Below are 19,384 nucleotides of genomic sequence, written 5' to 3' on the forward strand. Positions count from 1 at the left end.
CTCGAACTATATGACTTAGTTCGCTTTATTCCTGTTCTATACAATTTGTTAAAGGTGTTTTCATGTCCGTTCGCCGAATGTCTTCAATGATGTTGATAGGGCTGGTTATGATGCTTTCAGGGTGCTCCCTGCTCGAAGTCAAGATCGAGAGTCAAACCGTCCCTCTTACCAAACAAGAGCTCAATATGCGTCTTTTGACTCGTGAGTATGCGCAGCAGTTTTTTGCTCAGGTTGAGCAAGCAGCAGACGCACTACACGAACAATATGAGCCTCATGATAAAGTTCATCAATCTTATATTTTACTTTGGAAGATAAATGCTGAAGAAGGCATCCAAGCTTCTGCATACCAAGTGTCCCCAATGGCTGCACTGATTGATACATGGACTTTCACGCTACAAATGGAACAGTTTTTTACTACCGCTTCTGGTAATGAGCTCTTTGCGTCTGATGAGGCCAAGTTAGTTTCCGTTTATTTAGCGAAAGAGGTAGATAAACTGGCTCAATCTTTATTGAAGAAAGAAGCATACATCAAGACACAAACGTTTGTTGCAGAGTTCGCCAAGCAGCATCCATTCGCTGATTTAAGCATGATTAGGACTCCGGCTTACCGTAGGTGGTTAGATGCAAACCAAATTAGCGAAGAGGAAGCCGTTACAACGCTAGGCACGATGCCAGAAGCACTTGGGGATGTCTCTGAACGTCTAAGTCTGGTATCAGAACAGACACCAAAAATTATGACGTGGAAAGCGCAGTTGTTGGCCTTGAATAGCTCTGCCAGTATCGAAAAAGTCAATGCGGCGCTCAATAGTTTGCAAGTTACCGCTGATTCGATGAGGGATTTTATCGATAACAACCCAGAGTACATGCGTTATTTGGCAGAACAAATGGCGCTGGAGTTACAACCTTTGGTTGACGATATCGATCAAAGGACGGAGGCGCGTTTATCTCAGTTGGGTGAAGAACGCCAAGCTATAGAGCTGATGGTTGCCAGAGAACGTCAAGAAATCGCACAGATCATTACCCATGAGCGCGAGAAGTTTGCTCAAGATATGGATCGAGTGTCGCAAGAGGTTGTGAATCTCGCAATGACTAAGCTGATTGAACTTGTCAAAAGTACCATCATCTACTTTATTCTGTTCATTGCCGTTATATTCTTTGCACCGCTTGGCTTGGGCTATTGGTTTGGGAAGCGTGCAGCCGTGAAAACGCCAGTCAAACAAAGCTAACGATTTGTTTTGGAAATAAAAAAAGAGCGCTTTAAAGCGCTCTTTTTTAGTATTGAATTCGAAAGGGAGGTTCTTCCTATCTCTGCGAAGTTAAGCGGTTTGCTGCTTTAATTCGCCTTCAGCTTCTTCAACTGCTTCTGCTGTTGGTTCGCACTTATCAACAAACCAACCCATGTAAGAAGTGAAGATCGTTACGATGATACATACAAAACTCAGCCACATGAACGGGGCATAAGACAGTGTAGCAACACCCAAAATACTGGCCATGTAGATACCGTTGTCACTCCAAGGGACCATACCTGAGGTTAGCGTGCCGCCAAATTCTGCGTTACGAGACAAATTCTTACGTTTGTAGCCTAGACGGTCATAGTTCTTCGCACAGATTTTTGGGGTCAGGATAAGTGAAACGTACATCGCTGAACCAAATACGTTGCCCATAAAGGCCGTACCAATTGTGCTTGTTGCCAATGAACCTGCACTTTGAACGCGTTTTTCAAACAGCTTCGCGATAGTCTCTAGCACGCCTACTTTATCTAGTAGACCACCAAAACCAAGGCCGAATACGATAACCGCTACCGACCCAAGCATTGAAGACATGCCGCCACGGTTAAGGATTGAGTCAATGAAATCTACGCCAGATGAGATTGCAAACGGAGCCCAAGCCGTGTTGAACGCGGTTAGGAAATCGACATCTTGGATCATCACTGCCCAAATAATACCTAGCAGAGAACCAAAACTGATCACTGGGAATGAAGGCATACGCATCGCTAGAAGTGACAATACGATGATCACAGGAACAAATGAGTAAGGGGTGATGTAGAACTGCTGTTCCATCGCTTTAATGACAGAGTCTACCTGGCTCATGTCAACTTGACCTGCGTAGTGGAAGCCAAATGCAGTAAACATAATGCCTGTAATAATGTAGCTAATGAGTGCTATCGGCAACATGCCTTTGATATGTTCCATCACTTCAACGTTAGACATAGATGAAGCAAGGATTACTGAATCCGATAGAGGCGACATTTTGTCACCAAAGTAACAGCCTGAAAGTACGGCACCTGCAGTGATTGGCGCAGGAACACCAAGACCTTGACCGATACCCATCATTGCAATACCTGCCGTGCCAGCCGCACCCCAAGACGTGCCAGTCGCTAGCGCAGTCAATGAACAGATGATCATGGTCGCGAGCAAAAAGATGGAAGGGTGGATTGCTTTAAGGCCGTAGTAAATAATGGTTGGAACAATACCACCAGAGATCCAAGTACCTACAAGCGCGCCAACGGCCAAAAGGATTAAAACGGCTCCAAGTCCATTGGAAATGCCATTTAGTGCTGCTTTTTCCAGATCTTTATACTGATGGCCAAGCTTTATGCCCAATATCATGACAATGAACCAACCGATGTATAGCGCTAGCTGAATCGGTAGGTCTAGCTTGGCTGTGAACGAAAATGCCAGCAGGAGAAATAAACCGAGCGAGATAAATACCTGTATCAAGCTTGGTAGGCGTGGTGTAACTTGCTTCATATGTGCCTCTGTCAATCTTGGAGCAATAGAGGAAGGCGCTCCTTGTTGTAATCGCGCATAACATACATTAACAAAAATTATATTTCGAACATTTGGTGTTTTATCTTGATGTTCGTCGGTAAAAACGTTTGCTTGTGAAATTAACTGTTAGTTTGTTTTAACTTTTTTGGTTTTAAATGTTGTGTAATGTGAAATTATTGTGCTTCATGTGTTATTTTCTCATTGAGTGGTAAGACCAATTAGGGGGCTAAAGTGCTTTCCCTACTTGAAAAATGGTTAAAACCGCAAACCAAACACTAAAAAATCTCGTGTCACCCGGTTTTTCAGAGGAAAAGGTTAAAAAACGCGCTTATTTACAAAATAGGGGTTGAGATTTTGCTGTGAAAAATTAACTATGGGGTAGGTTTTTTAATACATGGAGAGTTAATACGATGAGAGTTGGTTTAGTTGGTTGGCGCGGTATGGTTGGTTCAGTCCTTATGCAGCGTATGGTTGAAGAGAAAGACTTCGACCTAATCGAACCAGTATTCTACAGTACTTCTCAAGTTGGTATTCCTGCTCCTAACTTAGGAAAAGACGCAGGCTTACTGCAAGACGCGTATGATATTGAAAGCTTAAAACAGCTTGATGCGGTAATCACCTGTCAAGGTGGTAGCTACACAGAAAAAGTTTTCCCTGCACTTCGTCAGGCTGGTTGGAAAGGCTACTGGATTGACGCGGCCTCTACGCTACGTATGGCTGAAGATTCGATCATCACACTTGATCCAGTGAACTTAAAGCAAATCCAACAAGGCATCCACGGTGGCACGAACACATTTGTCGGTGGTAACTGTACGGTTAGTTTAATGCTAATGGGGCTAGGTGGTCTATTTGAGAAAGGTCTTGTTGAGTGGACAAGCGCAATGACTTACCAAGCCGCATCTGGTGCTGGTGCGCAAAATATGCGTGAATTGATCTCGCAAATGGGCGTTATCAATGACTCTGTTAGCTCTGAACTTGCAAACCCATCAAGCTCTATCCTAGATATCGATAAGAAAGTCGCGGATACAATGCGCAGCGGCTCTTTCCCTACCGATAAATTCGGTGTGCCACTAGCTGGTTCGTTGATCCCATGGATCGATGTGAAGCGCGATAATGGTCAGAGTAAAGAAGAGTGGAAAGCGGGCGCCGAGGCGAATAAAATTTTGGGTTCTCAAAGTTCACCTGTCCCAATTGACGGTACTTGTGTGCGTATTGGCGCGATGCGTTGTCACTCTCAAGCACTTACTATCAAGCTTAAACAAAATGTACCAATGGACGAAATCGAAGAAATCATCGCCACTCATAACGATTGGGTGAAAGTGATTCCTAACGACCGTGACATCACTGCTCAAGAGCTAACACCGGCAAAAGTTACGGGCACAATGTCTGTACCAGTGGGTCGTCTACGTAAGATGGCGATGGGTGATGATTTCCTAAATGCTTTCACTGTTGGTGACCAACTGCTTTGGGGTGCTGCGGAGCCATTGCGTCGTACTCTGAGAATTATTCTGTCTGAGAAAGCATAATCACATCAATCCTTTATTTGATGACAAAATAAAAGAGCTCCGTAGGGAGCTCTTTTTTCATGCGTCGTCTTCCGTTCGAACGACTCTTTTGTCTGGATCGGCCAGTTCACTACCACAATGTTTACAGTAAATTGCGTCAGAGTCGTGCCCTGCGTGGGAGCAGTTTGGGCATTTCACCAATACTTTGTGCGATTGCATCTCTTGGTGCAGTTCGGCAGTGAAAATACCTGTAGGTACCGCCAAAATGGAATAACCCAGTAACATGGTGAGTGATGCAAGCCCTTTACCTAGGTCTGTTTGAGGGACCAAGTCACCATACCCAACCGTTGTGATGGTCACGATCGCCCAATAAATACTCTTAGGAATGCTAGTAAATCCGTTTTCAGGTCCTTCAATGATAAAAATCAACGAGCCGAAAATCGTTACCATAATGGCGACGGAACTAAAGAAGATAAAAATCTTTCTGCGCGCCATAAGCAGTGAACGTAAGAGGATATTGGACTCTTGGAGGTATCGGACTAACTTGAGTATGCGGAATATTCGCATCACTCGCAGCGCCCTGATCACACCCATAAACGAAGCGGATGGGAAGAAGAGTGCTAAATAGGTGGGCAAAATCGCAAGTAAATCGACGACACCATAAAAACTCTTTGCGTAGGCGGCAGGTTTAGGAGAGCAATAAAGCCTTAGAAGGTATTCAATCGTGAATAGGCCAGTAAATGTGTATTCAATAAACTTCAGCTCTTTTTCCCACTCGGCCCGAACGGAGGGTATCGAATCTAACACCAGTACGATTAACGAACTGATGATCGCGACAATGAGAGCAATATCGAACGTTTTACCAGCTTTGGTATGAGTACCAAAAATGGTGACATATAGAGTATGTTTAAGAGAGTCAGTCGTCATGACAAAGCGATCCATTGTTGAATCGCTCTATCATACAATTTTATAGAAACTCAGGCTAATCCTGGAAATAAGTTGCGTAAGCCATTCGCAATGAACTCTATGCCAAGCGCGCCCAATATCAAACCCATGATACGAGTAATGACGTTGATTCCAGTTTGACCTAAAAATCGTACGATCAATGGGGCAGAGCGGAACAATAGCCATGAACAAAGGCAGAACAAACCAATCGTAATACTAATGCCCACGGTATCGAACATGCTTGGGTAGCGTGCACCATAAACAATAGTCGAACTGATTGCACCAGGACCTGCCATTAAAGGCATTGCAAGAGGGACCACACCAATCTGTTCACGACTGACGTATTCCGTTTTCTCTTGTTTGTTCTGCTTATCTTCCCCCAGTTTACCGCTCATCATCGAGAATGCGATGCTAAGTAATAGCAACCCGCCAGCGACACGAAACGAATCCAGAGAAATACTGAACATGTCTAACAGTAACTGACCAGCAAAAAGCGAAATGATCAGGATGATCGCAACAGCCACATTTGCTGTTGTTGCCGTATTGCGCTTTTCGTCTGGAGTCATATGCCCGGTTAGTGACACAAACACAGGCATGATACCAACAGGGTTTACTGCGGCGACCAAACCGAGAAAAAACTGCAAGAAGATAGCAAGTTCAAAAGTTTGCATGTTGCGTACTCATCAAAGTTCACATTAGTGAAAAGGAGAAGGGGTAATTTGGGCGTAATGTAAGGCAAAAGTTAGGTTGTAAGAAATGAAAAAAACTAACGCATTCCCTGCCATTTAAGTGAGAAAAACTAATTCTTTAATAAACTGTATCTAATCTGGAAAGGAAATGTTACGTATAAAGTTGCTGATAAATTGCGCTGTTTTACATAAACGTTAACATTCGCACATTTTTGATAAAAACCAAGGTGGTTTGTAGAGAGATGTATTCGGTTCGATATACTCTCAGTAGCACAAAGAATTGGGCCTACATGTAATTTTGTTGGTCAAAAATGAAACTTTTTTACAGGTTGTTGTAGTTTCTTTTATTTATTTGTCCATTTGCTTCTTTTTTACTCAATAAAAAATGAAAGTTAATTTATTTGTTTATCAGTGATTTATGTCATTTTGGTGTGATGAGGCACCACTTTGGTAGTATTTAGGTGGTGAGAACTGATCCAAGTCAATTTTTTTCACACTATGAAATATTATACTCAGTCCTGAAAGCAATTTACTAAGACGTTTGTTTTCTAAGTGACTGATAAACAGTAAAAACGATAAGTAATAGCCTTAGTAAAAAGTTTTTAATATTTGTTAATTTTAGGAGATTCCCTATGCCTGTAACTAATATGGCTGAACTAGATGCAATGGTTGCTCGCGTTAAGAAAGCGCAAGAAGAGTTCGCTACTTACTCTCAAGAGCAAGTAGATAAAATCTTTCGTGCAGCATCGCTTGCAGCTAACCAGGCCCGTATCCCGCTAGCTCAACAAGCGGTAGAAGAATCTGGTATGGGTATTGTTGAAGATAAAGTAATCAAGAACCACTTTGCTTCTGAGTTTATCTACAACAAATACAAAGACGAACAAACGTGTGGCATCTTAGAAGAGGATGACAACCTAGGTACTATGACTATCGCTGAGCCTGTAGGCATCATCTGCGGTATCGTACCAACGACTAACCCAACTTCTACAGCGATCTTCAAATCTCTAATCTCTTTGAAGACTCGTAACGGTATCATCTTCTCACCACACCCACGTGCGAAAAACTCAACTAACGATGCAGCTAAACTCGTTCTAGATGCAGCAGTAGCAGCAGGCGCACCAAAAGACATCATCGGTTGGATCGACCAGCCTTCTGTTGAGCTTTCAAACGCTCTAATGAAACACGATGACATCGCTCTTATCCTTGCAACTGGTGGTCCAGGCATGGTTAAAGCCGCTTACTCTTCTGGTAAGCCAGCAATCGGTGTAGGTGCAGGTAACGTTCCTGTTGTTATCGATGAAACAGCAGACATCAAACGTGCTGTTGCTTCTATCCTTATGTCTAAGACTTTCGACAACGGTGTAGTATGTGCTTCTGAGCAGGCTGCAATCGTAGTTGACGAAGTATACGACGAAGTGAAAGAGCGTTTTGCTTCTCACAAAGCGTATGTCCTAAGCAAAGCAGAAGCTGATAAAGTTCGTAAAGTTCTTCTTATCGATGGCGCGCTAAACGCGAAAATCGTAGGTCAGCCAGCAGCAGCAATCGCTGAAATGGCAGGCGTTAAAGTTCCAGCAGACACTAAAGTTCTTGTTGGTGAAGGTCTGGGTAAAGTATCTCACGATGACGCATTCGCTCACGAGAAACTATCTCCAACTCTAGGTCTATTCCGTGCTGACAATTTCGAAGACGCGGTTGCTCAAGCGGTAACTATGGTTGAGATTGGTGGTATCGGCCACACATCTGGTCTTTACACTAACCAAGATACTAACGCTGATCGTATCCGTTACTTCGGTGACAAGATGAAGACAGCTCGTATCCTAATCAACATCCCGACTACTCACGGTGGTATCGGTGACTTGTACAACTTCAACGTTGCGCCATCTCTAACGCTAGGTTGTGGTTCTTGGGGTGGTAACTCTATCTCTGAGAACGTAGGTCCTAAACACCTAATCAACAAGAAAACTGTAGCGAAGCGAGCTGAAAACATGTTGTGGCATAAACTACCTAAGTCAATCTACTTCCGTCGTGGTAGCCTTCCAATCGCGCTTGGCGACCTAGAAGGTAAGAAACGTGCATTCCTAGTAACTGACCGTTTCCTATTCAACAACGGTTACGCAGATGACGTAGTAAGCCTACTGAAAGCTCAAGGCATGGAAGTTCAAACATTCTTCGATGTTGAAGCTGACCCAACACTGTCTGTAGTAGAAAAAGGTGCGGCTCAAATGGCTAGCTACCAACCTGACGTTATCCTAGCGCTAGGCGGTGGTTCACCAATGGATGCAGCGAAAATCATGTGGGTAATGTACGAACACCCAGAAACTCACTTTGAAGAACTAGCAATGCGCTTTATGGACATCCGTAAACGTATCTACAAGTTCCCTAAAATGGGTAAAAAAGCTGAGCTTGTATGTATCACTACAACTTCAGGTACTGGCTCAGAAGTTACTCCATTCGCGGTTGTTACTGACGACAAGACTGGTGCGAAATACCCACTAGCTGACTACGAAATCACGCCAAACATGGCAATCGTTGATGCGAACCTAGTAATGAACATGCCTAAGTCTCTAACAGCATTTGGTGGTTACGATGCAGTAACTCACGCTCTAGAAGCTTACGTATCAGTTCTTGCTAACGAATACTCAGATGGCCAAGCTCTTCAAGCACTTAAGATGCTAAAAGAGTACCTACCATCAAGCTATGCGAACGGTGCAAATGACCCAATCGCTCGTGAGAAAGTACACAACGCAGCTACTATCGCTGGTGTTGCATTTGCGAACGCATTCCTAGGTGTTTGTCACTCAATGGCTCACAAACTGGGTGCTGAGTTCCACTTGCCACACGGCCTAGCTAACGCACTACTTATCTCTAACGTGGTACGTTACAACGCGAACGACAATCCAACTAAACAAACTGCGTTCTCTCAATACGACCGTCCACAAGCACGTCGTCGTTACGCTGAAGTTGCTGACCACCTAGGCCTAAGCCAAGAAGGTGACCGTACTGCTCAGAAGATTGAACGTCTACTAGCATGGTTGGATGAACTAAAAGTTAACCTAGACATCCCAATGTCTATCCAAGCGGCAGGTGTTGCTGAATCAGATTTCGTAGCGAAACTGGATGAGCTAGCGGTAGAAGCGTTCGATGACCAATGTACTGGTGCGAACCCACGTTACCCTCTAATCAGCGAACTTAAAGATGTGTTGATGGCTTCTTACTACGGTAAAGCATTTGTTGAAGGCGAAACTTTCGAAGGTACAACTGTTATCAAGAAGAAAGCAGACCAAGAAGCAGCAAAAGCAGCACCTAAAGCAAAGAAAGAAAAAGCTGACGCGTAATTAAAAAATCGAGTGAGCAAGGTTTTCGCTAGCACGGAACCTTAATCGGGAAAAGGTTAAAGCCCCAGTCAAATGACTGGGGCTTTTTTTATTTTGGTGCAGGAGTTACATCTGGCTTGGGAAAACAGAGTTGCTGTGTATGCTTACACTTCGGTCGCAACTACTCGGCCACTGAAGTATTCATTCGCGACGATGTATGCTGTGTTGCGGACTAGTTCGTCTTGGATCTCAGCCCAGTGTCTCTCGTTGAGCTCTTCTTTTGTATGATTTACCGAGGGAATAACGCCGCCCACTCGAATGTTGAATGGTGTGAGTTCTTTTGCCCAGCTGTGAGTAAAACCTGACACCAACGCCGCCATGCTTTCAACTCCCGTAAAGTCTTCATGGTTGTCATGAGAAATGACGTTAACAATGACGCCTTTCTTGTTTCTGGCTCGAAAGCGCTCTGCTCCTACTTGGCCGTAGGTATAAAGGAAGCGTGCCGCAGACGACAAGTGATCAATGTAAGTACTCATTGGTTCTGGCGCCATTAAGCCAGGCATAGGAGAGCTGGTCCAGCAATTAACAATCACATCTGGTGTCGCACGTAGCTGTGATTCTATCTGGTCAAACAATAAGTTAATGGACGTTGTGTTATCACTACACACATTCATCGCATACACTTTGTCAGTGAAAGCGCTGATTTGCTCATAGCTCGCTCTCAAAGCGCTAGAATTTTGGTCACAAAGAATCAACGTTGCTCCAAGGTGAGCAAAGTGATTTGCACAGGTTCTTCCTATAACCGAACCTGCAGACGTGACGAGAATAATTGATTCTTTGATATCCATAGCACCTTCACTGTATCCATATGTGAAAAACAATACACCAGTGGTTTGTGCTAATAGCATGGTTGAAATTCGTTGAGTTCAGTGTGAAAGGCTTCAAACTAACGCTTTCGAGTGAGGACTATTGTGCGGTAATTTGTAAGACGTCACATTTCTGACGTGTAGGTATTGCAAGCTATTGGATAAAAAGCGGATCTCTATGCTTTAGCTTGAATTTGATGCTGACGTTGAGCCGTCACTAGCTGATTATATAGCCCAGCATCTGGGATCAGTTGTTTGTTGCGTTCGCCCAATCTGCGTCGCTCATGACCAGATAGGTTGTGATAAACCTCCTCTGGTAGGTTGAATGTGTCTTCAGGCAGGTAAGTCAGCGCATCTGGTTTTAGGTAATGGCTCAGCTTTGCGGAAGGCAATCCTGCATCGTGAAACTGTTTCGCTTGTTCAGCTGCGAGTTCATAGCTGCTGCTATCAGAACGAAGAGCTTGAGGTTGCGATAAACCCAATTGTTGGCGAAGAATACTGTCACTGGTGATGACTTCCTGGACCTCTTCAACTGGGACCACATCGCGAACATCATTAGAGAACATAGACAGAATCAGCGAGAAATCCGCACGACGACCGTCGTGTACGGCATGGTTAATACCATTACCGAACTGAAGTTCGTTGATAATTGCAGCTTTGTCTAAAGTATGAATTTGCATGATGTTCCTCGCTCGATGCTCTTTTAACGGCGTGGATAAGAAGAACTTTAGTAAAAGAGGGAATTATTTAAAGGTGCTAGGGAAGGCGAAACAAAAAAGCCCGCTAAATAGCGAGCTTTTGAATAAGACTAAATTGAACTTAGGGGGAAGTATATTACTTCGCTAGGTTCTCAGCTACGAAGTCCCAGTTTACTAGAGCCCAGAAGCCGTTCATGTAATCAGGACGTACGTTACGGTAATCGATGTAGTACGCGTGTTCCCATAGGTCAACAGTTAGAAGTGGTGTTGTACCTTCTTCTGTTAGAGGAGTAGCAGCGTTAGAAGTGTTAACGATCTCTAGAGAGCCATCAGCTTTCTTAACAAGCCAAGTCCATGAAGAACCGAAGTTGTTGATTGCTGAATCAGTAAACTTCGCTTTGAATTCTTCAAAAGAACCGAATGCTGCGTTGATTGCGTCTGCAACTGCGCCAGTTGGCTCGCCGCCCGCATTTGGAGCAAGACAGTGCCAGTAGAACGTGTGGTTCCAGATTTGCGCTGCGTTGTTGAATACGCCACCAGTAGAAGTCTTGATGATCTCTTCTAGAGTTTTGCCTTCGAACTCAGTACCAGGGATAAGACCGTTAAGCTTAACAACGTAAGTGTTGTGGTGCTTACCGTGGTGGTAGTCTAGAGTCTCTGCTGAGATGTGTGGTTCTAGTGCGTCTTTCGCGTAAGGAAGAGCTGGTAGTTCAAATGCCATTACTCGATTCTCCATTGATTTGAAAGGATGACCTTTCGATTGCTTCCAGTGTTTTTTTATAGCTATGTCGCCTTTAAGGCTGACTTGCTAAGTATTTTAGCAAGTTTTTACTTTATTAAAACCCCGATATGAAAATATTTTAAGAGGTTAGCAGTGGTGAAGTGCTGCATTGCTCGCCAATGAGCAACCTAAAATTAAGCCTTATTAATTATATGGTTTTTATTCTGTCGTTATTGAGTAGAATGTGGCAAATAAATAAAGTTCAAACCCATGAATGAGGAAGCGATGGAAACTATCGACAAAATCAAACAGCAGATCTCTGAAAACTCAATCCTGCTGTACATGAAAGGATCACCGAAACTACCTAGCTGTGGTTTCTCTTCTCAAGCGTCACAGGCACTAATGGCATGTGGTGAGAAGTTCGCTTACGTAGACATTCTGCAAAACCCAGATATCCGTGCTGAGTTACCAAAGTACGCGCAATGGCCAACTTTCCCTCAACTATGGGTTGAAGGTGAGCTTATCGGCGGTTGTGACATTATTCTAGAAATGTTCCAAAAAGGTGAACTGCAGCCTCTAATCAAAGAAGCAGCAGCGCGCGCTGAAGATCAAGCTGAGTAATTCGTAAATACTCACATTTAGCGATAGAATACGAAGGAGCCGTACTGGCTCCTTTTTCTTTTTAGGTTAGTGGAATGAACATAAAGCTTTATTATGTCTCACAGTCCTTAGAAACCCCTCCACCCCTTGCTATTCCTTGTTATATAAAGAGTTATATAAACAAATCAATCTGGTGATAGCTTATAGATAACGACATAAACTGACCTCTGCCGCCATTTTGTCGCCATTGAACTGTTGGTGCTTGATGTCTGACAGTTAACTTTCGATAGAGTCGCTTGGTGGTCACATAGTGTATCGTAAAAGCTCTAGCATTCAGGTTGTTTGAAGTTATCCAATCTATTGTTCTTCGACTGACCTAGTGATTGTAAATTGAAGTACTATATGAAAGGCTACTTCATAGAGGTAGGGAAAGCGGCTTAGTGTCATTGATAAGCGTTAAATTTCAAGGAGGCTTGATGCTTCAAGCTAAGTTTTACGAGACATACTACTTTTGTAACGTCATACATAATATTTTACGAGATCAATTCTCATATATACGTAGGCTTCATGACTTTTATTGTGATGACCAAATCTTCTATTTGGCTAACCCTTTTCAGAAATACTCTGCGTTTCATTACTTTATAGAGTTTGTTGTAGAAGATGTATATTCGGAAGAAGCGTTTGAAGTTGATCTAAATGAGTTAGCCGGTAAGACAAGGACTAATGCTGCAGTTCGTGAACACTATAATCTCGACAAACTTCCTATTGAAAGGGCGTTTGATTTTCACGAAATTGAATATCAAAGTTTTGCGAATTATCTAGCCAGTTCTGGAAAGTCGTTATCAAACTTTGATGTTAATGACCTCGATAATTTTATTGAGGAAACTCGTCTTAGTCAGTCTTATGAAGATTTAGTTCGCCAAACAGTCAAAGAAATATTCCATGTCCTTTTTCAAAATAGGGAATTGATGCTAACGTTCAATGATATGTTGGCGAGAGCCTTAGAGATGAGTGCCGATGAACCTGTTGCTGAAGAAGCTGAAGTATGGTTTTCTAGGCTAGGAATAATCAAGAGGCATGCTATACCCAAATGGGCGCAAAGAGCTGTTTTTTTCCGAGATCGTGGGCGTTGTGTTTTGTGTGATAAGGACCTATCCGGAACCATAAACCTTGATAATCATACAAATTATGACCACATAGTTCCTTTAGCAAAGCATGGCTTCAATGATGTGTCCAACCTTCAGCTTTTGTGCCGGGAATGTAACCAACAGAAAAAAGATGGGCATGCAGTTACGTCGAGCCAATATCAATCATGGTACTCATACGATGAAAATTAACGAAGGTTTAACGCTATCAACTCTAGATATCTAGAGTTGTCAGAGGATTAAACCTCACCGCATCACTCAAATGGTTTGGTGAAAAGTGCGCATAAATCATCGTGTGGTCGATATGCTGATGGCCTAGGATTTCCTTCAATACAAGAATGTTGCCGCCATTAGACATAAAGTGGCTCGCGAACGTATGACGTAAAACGTGAGTTGCTTGGCCTTCTGGTAAATGGGGCAGGGCTTTAGTTAGCCATTTGTACGCCACGCCGTAACCGCAAGTGAAAAGCCGGTCATTGGTTGGCTTATAGATTTGGTTATACAACTCTTCAGAAATCGGTACCGTTCTGTTTCGTTTGCCTTTGGTGTTGTTGTAGGTAATGCGGTATTTCGTCAGGTTAGAGCCTTTCAGATAAATCGCTTCCCTGATACGCGCACCAGTCGCCAGGCAAACCTTATATATCTTCGTTAGCTCATCACCAATCGGGCTTTGTTGAGCAACCTCAAACAAGTGACGAATTTCCTGTTCGGTCAGGAACGCAAGTTCGGACTCAGGCTTTTTGATTGCCTCAATACCATCGACCGGATTAGGCAGTTTCCACTCTCCAAGCTTTATCAACTTATTGAACATCGCCTTTAGCAACCCAAAGTCCACATTATTCGAAGCGATGGAAAGCTCTTTATGCTCCTGTCCTCTGCCTTTGTTGGCACGGTTAGCTCGATAAGTAGCGAGTTGCTTTGCGTTAAGCTGTGAAGCTATTGGATTACCTAAGTCGGAAACCATGCTTTCTAAGCGCAAGCGAGTATGCTTCCCAGATTTGAGATTCTTGCCATGCAGCTTAAACCACAACTCAATTAAATCATACAGGCGACGGTGATCGGGTTTATCACCAAGCCACGGTTTATCGTTAACTTCGCGCATGACGAATTGTTCATACGCAGTTGCTTCGCCTTTGGTAGCGAAGCGTTTACGAACACGTTTACCAGTACGGCCCTGTGGGTAACACTCACAGATCCAAGTTTTTTTACTGCCGTCTTTTAAGTTACGGATAGACATAGTAATTTAATTTTATAACTGTATACTTATACAGTATCACTTTGAGTGAAGGGTTCAATGTTTAGCTGAATAAACTTCGCACATCGTCAGAATTTCTGATGAAATATTGAGTGTATGAGTTTAGAATTTGTGGTTACAAAGATTTAAGAGCACTTTCATGAAAGCACTATTGTCTATTAAACCGGAGTTTGTTGATAAAATACTCTCTAAAGAAAAATTGTTTGAGTACCGGAAAGCAGTCTTCAAAAGACCGGAGGTAAGGTCTGTAGTTATCTACTCGACAATGCCAGAAGGCAAAATCATAGGCGAGTTCACTATTGGCCATATTTTGGCGAAGTCACCAGAAGAGTTATGGAATGAAACCCAACAAGCTTCTGGTATAAATAAAGAGTTCTTTGATGCGTACTTTGATGGTAGAGAAGTTGCTTACGCTATCGAAATCAAAAACTTAGTGAAGTATGATAATCCGATAGACCCATACGAGGTAGAACCAAACTTTAAGGCACCTCAGTCGTTCAAGTACTTAGATAGTAACTCGAACTTGTGTATGAATTGATTGAAGCTGGGCTGATGCCCAGCTTTTTTATTACAGGACGTAAAAGATGAAAAAAATTCACTTTGTGGCAGGTGTTCATGGCGTCGGAAAGGGGACGCTTTGTAAACATTTACAACAGTCGTTAAACATCCCTACTTACTCATGCAGTGATTTAATTAAACAAAATTCTGACTATATTGAGGAAACGAAGGAAGTCACGACGGCAGAACGAAACCAAAGAGCATTAATAAACGGTTTATCTAAGATAGAAGATAGTGAGTTTTTGCTTGATGGACACTTTTGCTTAGTCGGTAATAGCCAAGATATCATTTCGTTGAGCTATGATGTTTTTGATGAAATAAAGCCGAGCTCAATTGTATTAGTCTCAGCTGAAACAAAGACGATCTTTGAACGCTTACACGCACGTGATGGTCACGCTTTGAACCAAGAAGTGTTGTCTGAATTGCAGAATCAAGAGAGGCATCGAGCACTAGAATATGCTCAATTGAAAGGTATTGAGCATCATATCCATCAATCAGGATCTTCGACAGATACAATCGAAGCATTTATAAAAGGTTGAAGAAAAAGAAGCACCTAAGTGCTTCTTTTTTTATTTAATCAGTATTCTTGTATCAAGCTCTGATAGTTCAATAATGTTGTCGAACTGCTTGTCCGTTAACTTCAAAACGCCCCAGTAGTCGTCTCGATTTAAGCCAGCGTAATCGGCCAGTTTTTGTCGAATAGGGCGTTTTGGTAAAGCGGTGTTGTAAGTAAAATTGATTATATAAGGGTACTTTTTCTGCCTGTAGATAGTACGTAATTCATCTTTTGTGAAAACACTAAATTTAGAGCAATAGTCTACGAAAGCATCTTCACTTTCATATTGATCAATAGTACGAACGTTTTCCACAACGCATAGTGATGTTGCGACAGAACGAAACTCTGCAGCCCCTTGTCCGTCACCTGTTCGGTAGATAACGATAGCATCCCCACGCTGAAACTTCATTACATCTGCCATAGCGCATATGTAGATTTTATGGATGCTGTTCGAGTGTGATATGTCACGAACGATGTTAGGACTCTCCGTAAGTAACTTTGAGTCAGGAAATAGCTTCGTATGGAAGTGAGGAAATATACTAAGTAGGTACTTATTGTTTCCTTTCGTATTGATGAAGGGGTAATCCTTGTCAACATCGCCCACAAAGCTATTCAGATCACGAAGTAACACATCTTCTGTACCATTAGGTGTTACCTTATTAGCATATTTTTTGAAGCCGTAACGTTGAAAAAGTTCTGCTAAGTACGGATGTTTATCACCAAATACAGTGACATAAATGTCATCTACATTAGGTTGATACGCTAGTGCATAGTCAAAGATTTTCTTAAGGTAACGATCACCACGTCTTGTTTGTTTGGGGTTAAACTTAAAGGTGCCCACTTTCATATGCTGAGTGTTTGGTAGTAAAGGGTCGGTGTCATCACCGGGGCCTTTCTCGTACTTACAGTACAGAAAGCCTTCAATTTGCCCCGTGCTGTTGTAAAGTACTAAAGCATTATTATCTGACTTGCGTTCAAACCACTGCTCAAACTCTTTGTAGTCATTCTTCAAGGTGTCAAAGAATGGATCACCTAAGTCGATTTCAGCAAATTTTTGAATAACTAAATTTTCCATATTCTGTTAGCTCTCCACTGACGAAGTTAGACGTTTGCGGCGTCTGAAAGTGCGCTTATTAGTTGTTGGCTGAGTTGCTCTGTCGATTGAACGTATAATCTTCGTCGTTTCTTTCAGGTCACGTAAGAAATCAGGTACGTTCTGAGTGTCTGCTTTGCCGTCATGGAAGGAGAAAAATGACTGAACAAGTTCTTTCTTGATGGAATTACGTTCAGTTTCTTCCAGCTCTTTAAGGTATGGAGTGATAGAAGCCAGTTGCACACCGCGTTGGCGATAAAGGTTTTCTTTTGCGCGGTGGTTCGCTGCTTCTTTTAGCAGATACAGACCCGGAGCAGTCAGTAATACAACTATCGATATTCTCTTGAAAAACCAAGTGGCTTCAGAAGCACTTCCAGCCGCCGTAGAGCCTTGAATTTGTATCGCACCACTGGTTTCGGAAAATTCAACGAGCCATGTGAGCCACGGAAGTCTTAGACCAAGAGAATCACCGAATATTGCCACACTCATTAGTATCGCCGTAAACAGGAATAATAATCCGGCACCCTGAAAACCCCAATAAGCGAACGCTTCTCTCTCGGCCTGTTTGAGATGCTCGTGAGCCAGTGCCTTTTTGGATAATGTGCCAACAACTTCTTTTGCTTCATCTAGCTGTTCTTTAAGAAGCCGCCGAACAGTTTTATAGTTGGCAACTTCTTGTTTGATTGAATCTTGAAAAGCTAGCTTAAACGACTCTTGCTCTTGGTCGAAGCGAGAGTTAAGGTTTTCCGCTTGTTGTTCAAATGCAGAATTTAATGTGTCAATTTTTCTGTCAAAATCAGAACGGATTTCATCTGTCTGCCTAATTTGATCTTGAGTCTTGTTGTTAAGCTCAATGTATAACTTATCGTAATCTTGTTGATGTCGCTTAAGTAGCGTGTCAGTAGCTTCTTTAATGGTAAGCGATAATTTGGAGCCTGCTTTTTCTAAAGTGGTTTCAATATCACTGACCGCATCTCGTTTTTGAACCGTGAGTTCAGCAGAATGAGCCTCTTTTAACTCGCTTACTTCTCTACGAATCTCGGCAATGGCATTTCGTTGTACCCTGTCAACGTGACGCTCTGCTGCGCCAGTTCGCTCATCTACTTTTTGTAGGCTATCTGCTATGGCTTCATTCAGTTCGTCCTGACGTACTGAAAGTTGTTGTAGCAATCCCGACGCTTCCGGGGAATCATCTGATATTTTAGTCTCGTTCTTTATACTGGAAATTAACTTTCCAAGCTCACTAACTATTTGATTTTTATAGCTTAAAATCTTTGGGTAAAGTGACCTAACTGGAGATGATTGTAATTTCTTTCTGTACGATGATAGCTCAGTGAGTAACCGATCATCTACACCCCACAAAGTAAATGGGTCTCTAAGCGTTTCAAGGAGCAGCAGAGTATCTGAACGGAGGTTTAATATATACTTTTCTTTCGTAGCTACCGCTTCTATTTCGTGAATGAACTGTTCGAGTAGACTAGCAAGGTAAGCCATCTGATTTTGATTCATCACTTCTTCTCCAACGCTACCGCTACGCGGCCAATTACTTTTATATCTTCTTCTGAGATTTCAACGGTACTGTCACCAAACACCACGGCAAGTTTTTTACCTGGTAAACGCTGAATATGATTTAGTGAGTGCCGTTCATCAATACTAATCAAGTAGTCGCCAGTAACAGGATCAGTTTCATCAACATCAACTAAGTAATGAGCGGTATTGGTTTCAAGCTCAATTGTTTTGTTTGGACGAAGGTTATAACTATTGAATCTTCTTTTTGGGTAAGCAATCCAACCCGTATCAATTAGTTTGCCATTAGATAAGCAAAAGGTTGATATCGTATGAGTCTCGGCATGCTCCTTGACAGTATCACAAACGGGCTTATCAAAAATTAGTGGTTTAGTGTTATTACGCGTCCACGCAATATGCTTCTTTGAAAAGTCTAGCCTTGCCTTGTCTTCTAGTTTCAACGCAAGTTCTTCAACTGGGATACCTAGAGCTAAGTGCAGTCTAACCATGAGCTCATGAGATGTTCTGTCATGGGCGTTCCATGTTGTAAAGGTAGATTTTGGTATGCTCAAAATCTCACTCAACTCTTCTAGGTTTCGACAGCTTAGGACTCTTTTGAGATTTTCAGTGAATTCCCGTCCCTTTAAGTAGTCGTATGGCAATATTTCTTGGTTGTCATTAATGCTCATATAAAACCTAATTGTGATTCTTGTCCCAAATAAATTCCATAAATACTCAAATAAGATCTTGTAAGTATGTCAAATGAGATCAATAATTCTTGTGTTCCGGAAGTCACGCCGACCAAAGCAAGTGACAGCCGATAAAGATAGACATAAACGCAAGGATATCACCATGTTAACGTACAAGATACCTCCACTCAGCCCATATGTGACTTACGAAGAATACTCTCGCCTTACTGGTTTGCCGATGGGCACTATCAAACAATATGTGACTGAAGGTCGCGTCATCATCAAACCAAAAGATAAACGTCGAGATAAGCCATTGATTAACATGGTTGCTATGCACGAAATGGCGGCTCGTGAAGCCATTGCTGCACTGGGCTAAGTCATGGGTTTTTCCTCTCTTATTCCAACCAAAATACACTGCCTAATGTGGCTAAATGAGTTTGAGTTGGTTGTCATTCACGTACCGCTTTTCATGT

18 protein-coding genes are annotated in these 19,384 nt (G+C 42.6%); 8 read left to right on the top strand and 10 right to left on the bottom strand.

Annotated elements, in window-relative coordinates; all coding sequences use genetic code 11:
* Positions 1 to 62 precede the first annotated feature (62 nt).
* Entirely contained in the window at positions 63 to 1,226 is a 1,164-nt protein-coding gene (locus R7190_RS13980; RefSeq protein ID WP_054701577.1) for a hypothetical protein, read from the top strand.
* A 90-nt stretch (positions 1,227 to 1,316) separates the two neighbouring features.
* Here the strand turns inward: R7190_RS13980 and nhaC are convergent, their stop codons facing one another.
* Entirely contained in the window at positions 1,317 to 2,750 is a 1,434-nt protein-coding gene (gene nhaC, locus R7190_RS13985) for a Na+/H+ antiporter NhaC (protein WP_005380726.1), read from the bottom strand.
* 431 nt (positions 2,751 to 3,181) lie between these two features.
* Between nhaC and asd the strand changes: the two genes are divergently transcribed.
* Positions 3,182 to 4,297, top strand: coding sequence for an aspartate-semialdehyde dehydrogenase (gene asd / locus R7190_RS13990; protein WP_005380727.1), 1,116 nt, complete (start codon positions 3,182 to 3,184; stop codon positions 4,295 to 4,297).
* A 57-nt stretch (positions 4,298 to 4,354) separates the two neighbouring features.
* On the opposite strand, the gene R7190_RS13995 is transcribed toward asd, so the two are convergent.
* Together R7190_RS13995 and R7190_RS14000 are read right to left on the bottom strand one after the other, a co-directional pair.
* Complete coding sequence (locus tag R7190_RS13995) at positions 4,355 to 5,218, bottom strand: ion transporter (protein WP_170897259.1); 864 nt, start codon at positions 5,216 to 5,218, stop codon at positions 4,355 to 4,357.
* A gap of 35 nt (positions 5,219 to 5,253) precedes the next feature.
* Positions 5,254 to 5,892 (bottom strand): YchE family NAAT transporter, encoded by a 639-nt coding sequence (locus R7190_RS14000; RefSeq protein ID WP_005380729.1) that lies wholly within the window; start codon positions 5,890 to 5,892, stop codon positions 5,254 to 5,256.
* 650 nt (positions 5,893 to 6,542) lie between these two features.
* Between R7190_RS14000 and adhE the strand changes: the two genes are divergently transcribed.
* Positions 6,543 to 9,245 (top strand): bifunctional acetaldehyde-CoA/alcohol dehydrogenase, encoded by a 2,703-nt coding sequence (adhE, locus tag R7190_RS14005; protein WP_005380731.1) that lies wholly within the window; start codon positions 6,543 to 6,545, stop codon positions 9,243 to 9,245.
* A gap of 143 nt (positions 9,246 to 9,388) precedes the next feature.
* Here adhE and R7190_RS14010 read toward each other — a convergent pair whose 3' ends face one another.
* The 3 genes from R7190_RS14010 to sodB form a co-directional block, all read right to left on the bottom strand.
* A complete protein-coding gene (locus R7190_RS14010; protein ID WP_005380732.1) occupies positions 9,389 to 10,132 on the bottom strand; it encodes an SDR family oxidoreductase in 744 nt (247 codons plus the stop codon).
* Between the two features lie 134 nt (positions 10,133 to 10,266).
* The gene (locus R7190_RS14015; protein ID WP_005380733.1) at positions 10,267 to 10,770 is read right to left on the bottom strand and encodes a VC2046/SO_2500 family protein; all 504 of its coding nucleotides are present in this window, start codon (positions 10,768 to 10,770) and stop codon (positions 10,267 to 10,269) included.
* Positions 10,771 to 10,924: 154 nt separating this feature from the next.
* Entirely contained in the window at positions 10,925 to 11,509 is a 585-nt protein-coding gene (sodB, locus tag R7190_RS14020) for a superoxide dismutase [Fe] (protein ID WP_005396533.1), read from the bottom strand.
* A gap of 285 nt (positions 11,510 to 11,794) precedes the next feature.
* On the opposite strand from sodB, the gene R7190_RS14025 reads away from it, so the two are divergent.
* Together R7190_RS14025 and R7190_RS14030 are read left to right on the top strand one after the other, a co-directional pair.
* Complete coding sequence (locus tag R7190_RS14025; RefSeq protein WP_017635833.1) at positions 11,795 to 12,130, top strand: Grx4 family monothiol glutaredoxin; 336 nt, start codon at positions 11,795 to 11,797, stop codon at positions 12,128 to 12,130.
* 455 nt (positions 12,131 to 12,585) lie between these two features.
* The gene (locus R7190_RS14030; RefSeq protein WP_213962810.1) at positions 12,586 to 13,446 is read left to right on the top strand and encodes an HNH endonuclease; all 861 of its coding nucleotides are present in this window, start codon (positions 12,586 to 12,588) and stop codon (positions 13,444 to 13,446) included.
* A 22-nt stretch (positions 13,447 to 13,468) separates the two neighbouring features.
* Here the strand turns inward: R7190_RS14030 and R7190_RS14035 are convergent, their stop codons facing one another.
* Positions 13,469 to 14,491: a tyrosine-type recombinase/integrase gene (locus R7190_RS14035; RefSeq protein ID WP_318137551.1), complete on the bottom strand. Its 1,023-nt coding sequence runs from the start codon at positions 14,489 to 14,491 to the stop codon at positions 13,469 to 13,471.
* A gap of 157 nt (positions 14,492 to 14,648) precedes the next feature.
* Between R7190_RS14035 and R7190_RS14040 the strand changes: the two genes are divergently transcribed.
* Both R7190_RS14040 and R7190_RS14045 read left to right on the top strand, forming a co-directional pair.
* Positions 14,649 to 15,047 (top strand): ASCH domain-containing protein, encoded by a 399-nt coding sequence (locus R7190_RS14040; RefSeq protein ID WP_258479787.1) that lies wholly within the window; start codon positions 14,649 to 14,651, stop codon positions 15,045 to 15,047.
* 46 nt (positions 15,048 to 15,093) lie between these two features.
* A complete protein-coding gene (locus R7190_RS14045; RefSeq protein WP_258479786.1) occupies positions 15,094 to 15,606 on the top strand; it encodes an ATP-binding protein in 513 nt (170 codons plus the stop codon).
* A gap of 30 nt (positions 15,607 to 15,636) precedes the next feature.
* Here R7190_RS14045 and R7190_RS14050 read toward each other — a convergent pair whose 3' ends face one another.
* From R7190_RS14050 to R7190_RS14060, 3 genes are read right to left on the bottom strand one after another with little or no spacing between them, the layout of a single operon-like run.
* A complete protein-coding gene (locus tag R7190_RS14050; protein WP_318137552.1) occupies positions 15,637 to 16,698 on the bottom strand; it encodes an N-acetyltransferase in 1,062 nt (353 codons plus the stop codon).
* Positions 16,699 to 16,704: 6 nt separating this feature from the next.
* A complete protein-coding gene (locus R7190_RS14055; protein WP_318137553.1) occupies positions 16,705 to 18,228 on the bottom strand; it encodes a hypothetical protein in 1,524 nt (507 codons plus the stop codon).
* Positions 18,225 to 18,911, bottom strand: a complete 687-nt coding sequence (locus R7190_RS14060) for a helix-turn-helix domain-containing protein (RefSeq protein ID WP_258479783.1) — start codon at positions 18,909 to 18,911, stop codon at positions 18,225 to 18,227. The genes R7190_RS14055 and R7190_RS14060 overlap by 4 nt, the downstream gene beginning before the upstream one ends.
* A gap of 163 nt (positions 18,912 to 19,074) precedes the next feature.
* Between R7190_RS14060 and R7190_RS14065 the strand changes: the two genes are divergently transcribed.
* On the top strand, positions 19,075 to 19,287 hold the full coding sequence (locus R7190_RS14065) for a hypothetical protein (RefSeq protein WP_017821157.1): 213 nt from the start codon (positions 19,075 to 19,077) through the stop codon (positions 19,285 to 19,287).
* The last annotated feature ends 97 nt before the right edge of the window (positions 19,288 to 19,384 follow it).

The sequence above is a fragment of the Vibrio sp. 1078-1 genome, from assembly GCF_033340475.1.

Bases quoted from the DNA above. Each gene is read 5' to 3' on its own strand.
- R7190_RS13980 (WP_054701577.1), top strand. From the start codon at position 63: ATGTCCGTTCGCCGAATGTCTTCAATGATGTTGATAGGGCTGGTTATG.
- nhaC (WP_005380726.1), bottom strand. From the start codon at position 2,750: ATGAAGCAAGTTACACCACGCCTACCAAGCTTGATACAGGTATTTATC.
- asd (WP_005380727.1), top strand. From the start codon at position 3,182: ATGAGAGTTGGTTTAGTTGGTTGGCGCGGTATGGTTGGTTCAGTCCTT.
- R7190_RS13995 (WP_170897259.1), bottom strand. From the start codon at position 5,218: ATGGATCGCTTTGTCATGACGACTGACTCTCTTAAACATACTCTATAT.
- R7190_RS14000 (WP_005380729.1), bottom strand. From the start codon at position 5,892: ATGCAAACTTTTGAACTTGCTATCTTCTTGCAGTTTTTTCTCGGTTTG.
- adhE (WP_005380731.1), top strand. From the start codon at position 6,543: ATGCCTGTAACTAATATGGCTGAACTAGATGCAATGGTTGCTCGCGTT.
- R7190_RS14010 (WP_005380732.1), bottom strand. From the start codon at position 10,132: ATGCTATTAGCACAAACCACTGGTGTATTGTTTTTCACATATGGATAC.
- R7190_RS14015 (WP_005380733.1), bottom strand. From the start codon at position 10,770: ATGCAAATTCATACTTTAGACAAAGCTGCAATTATCAACGAACTTCAG.
- sodB (WP_005396533.1), bottom strand. From the start codon at position 11,509: ATGGCATTTGAACTACCAGCTCTTCCTTACGCGAAAGACGCACTAGAA.
- R7190_RS14025 (WP_017635833.1), top strand. From the start codon at position 11,795: ATGGAAACTATCGACAAAATCAAACAGCAGATCTCTGAAAACTCAATC.
- R7190_RS14030 (WP_213962810.1), top strand. From the start codon at position 12,586: ATGCTTCAAGCTAAGTTTTACGAGACATACTACTTTTGTAACGTCATA.
- R7190_RS14035 (WP_318137551.1), bottom strand. From the start codon at position 14,491: ATGTCTATCCGTAACTTAAAAGACGGCAGTAAAAAAACTTGGATCTGT.
- R7190_RS14040 (WP_258479787.1), top strand. From the start codon at position 14,649: ATGAAAGCACTATTGTCTATTAAACCGGAGTTTGTTGATAAAATACTC.
- R7190_RS14045 (WP_258479786.1), top strand. From the start codon at position 15,094: ATGAAAAAAATTCACTTTGTGGCAGGTGTTCATGGCGTCGGAAAGGGG.
- R7190_RS14050 (WP_318137552.1), bottom strand. From the start codon at position 16,698: ATGGAAAATTTAGTTATTCAAAAATTTGCTGAAATCGACTTAGGTGAT.
- R7190_RS14060 (WP_258479783.1), bottom strand. From the start codon at position 18,911: ATGAGCATTAATGACAACCAAGAAATATTGCCATACGACTACTTAAAG.
- R7190_RS14065 (WP_017821157.1), top strand. From the start codon at position 19,075: ATGTTAACGTACAAGATACCTCCACTCAGCCCATATGTGACTTACGAA.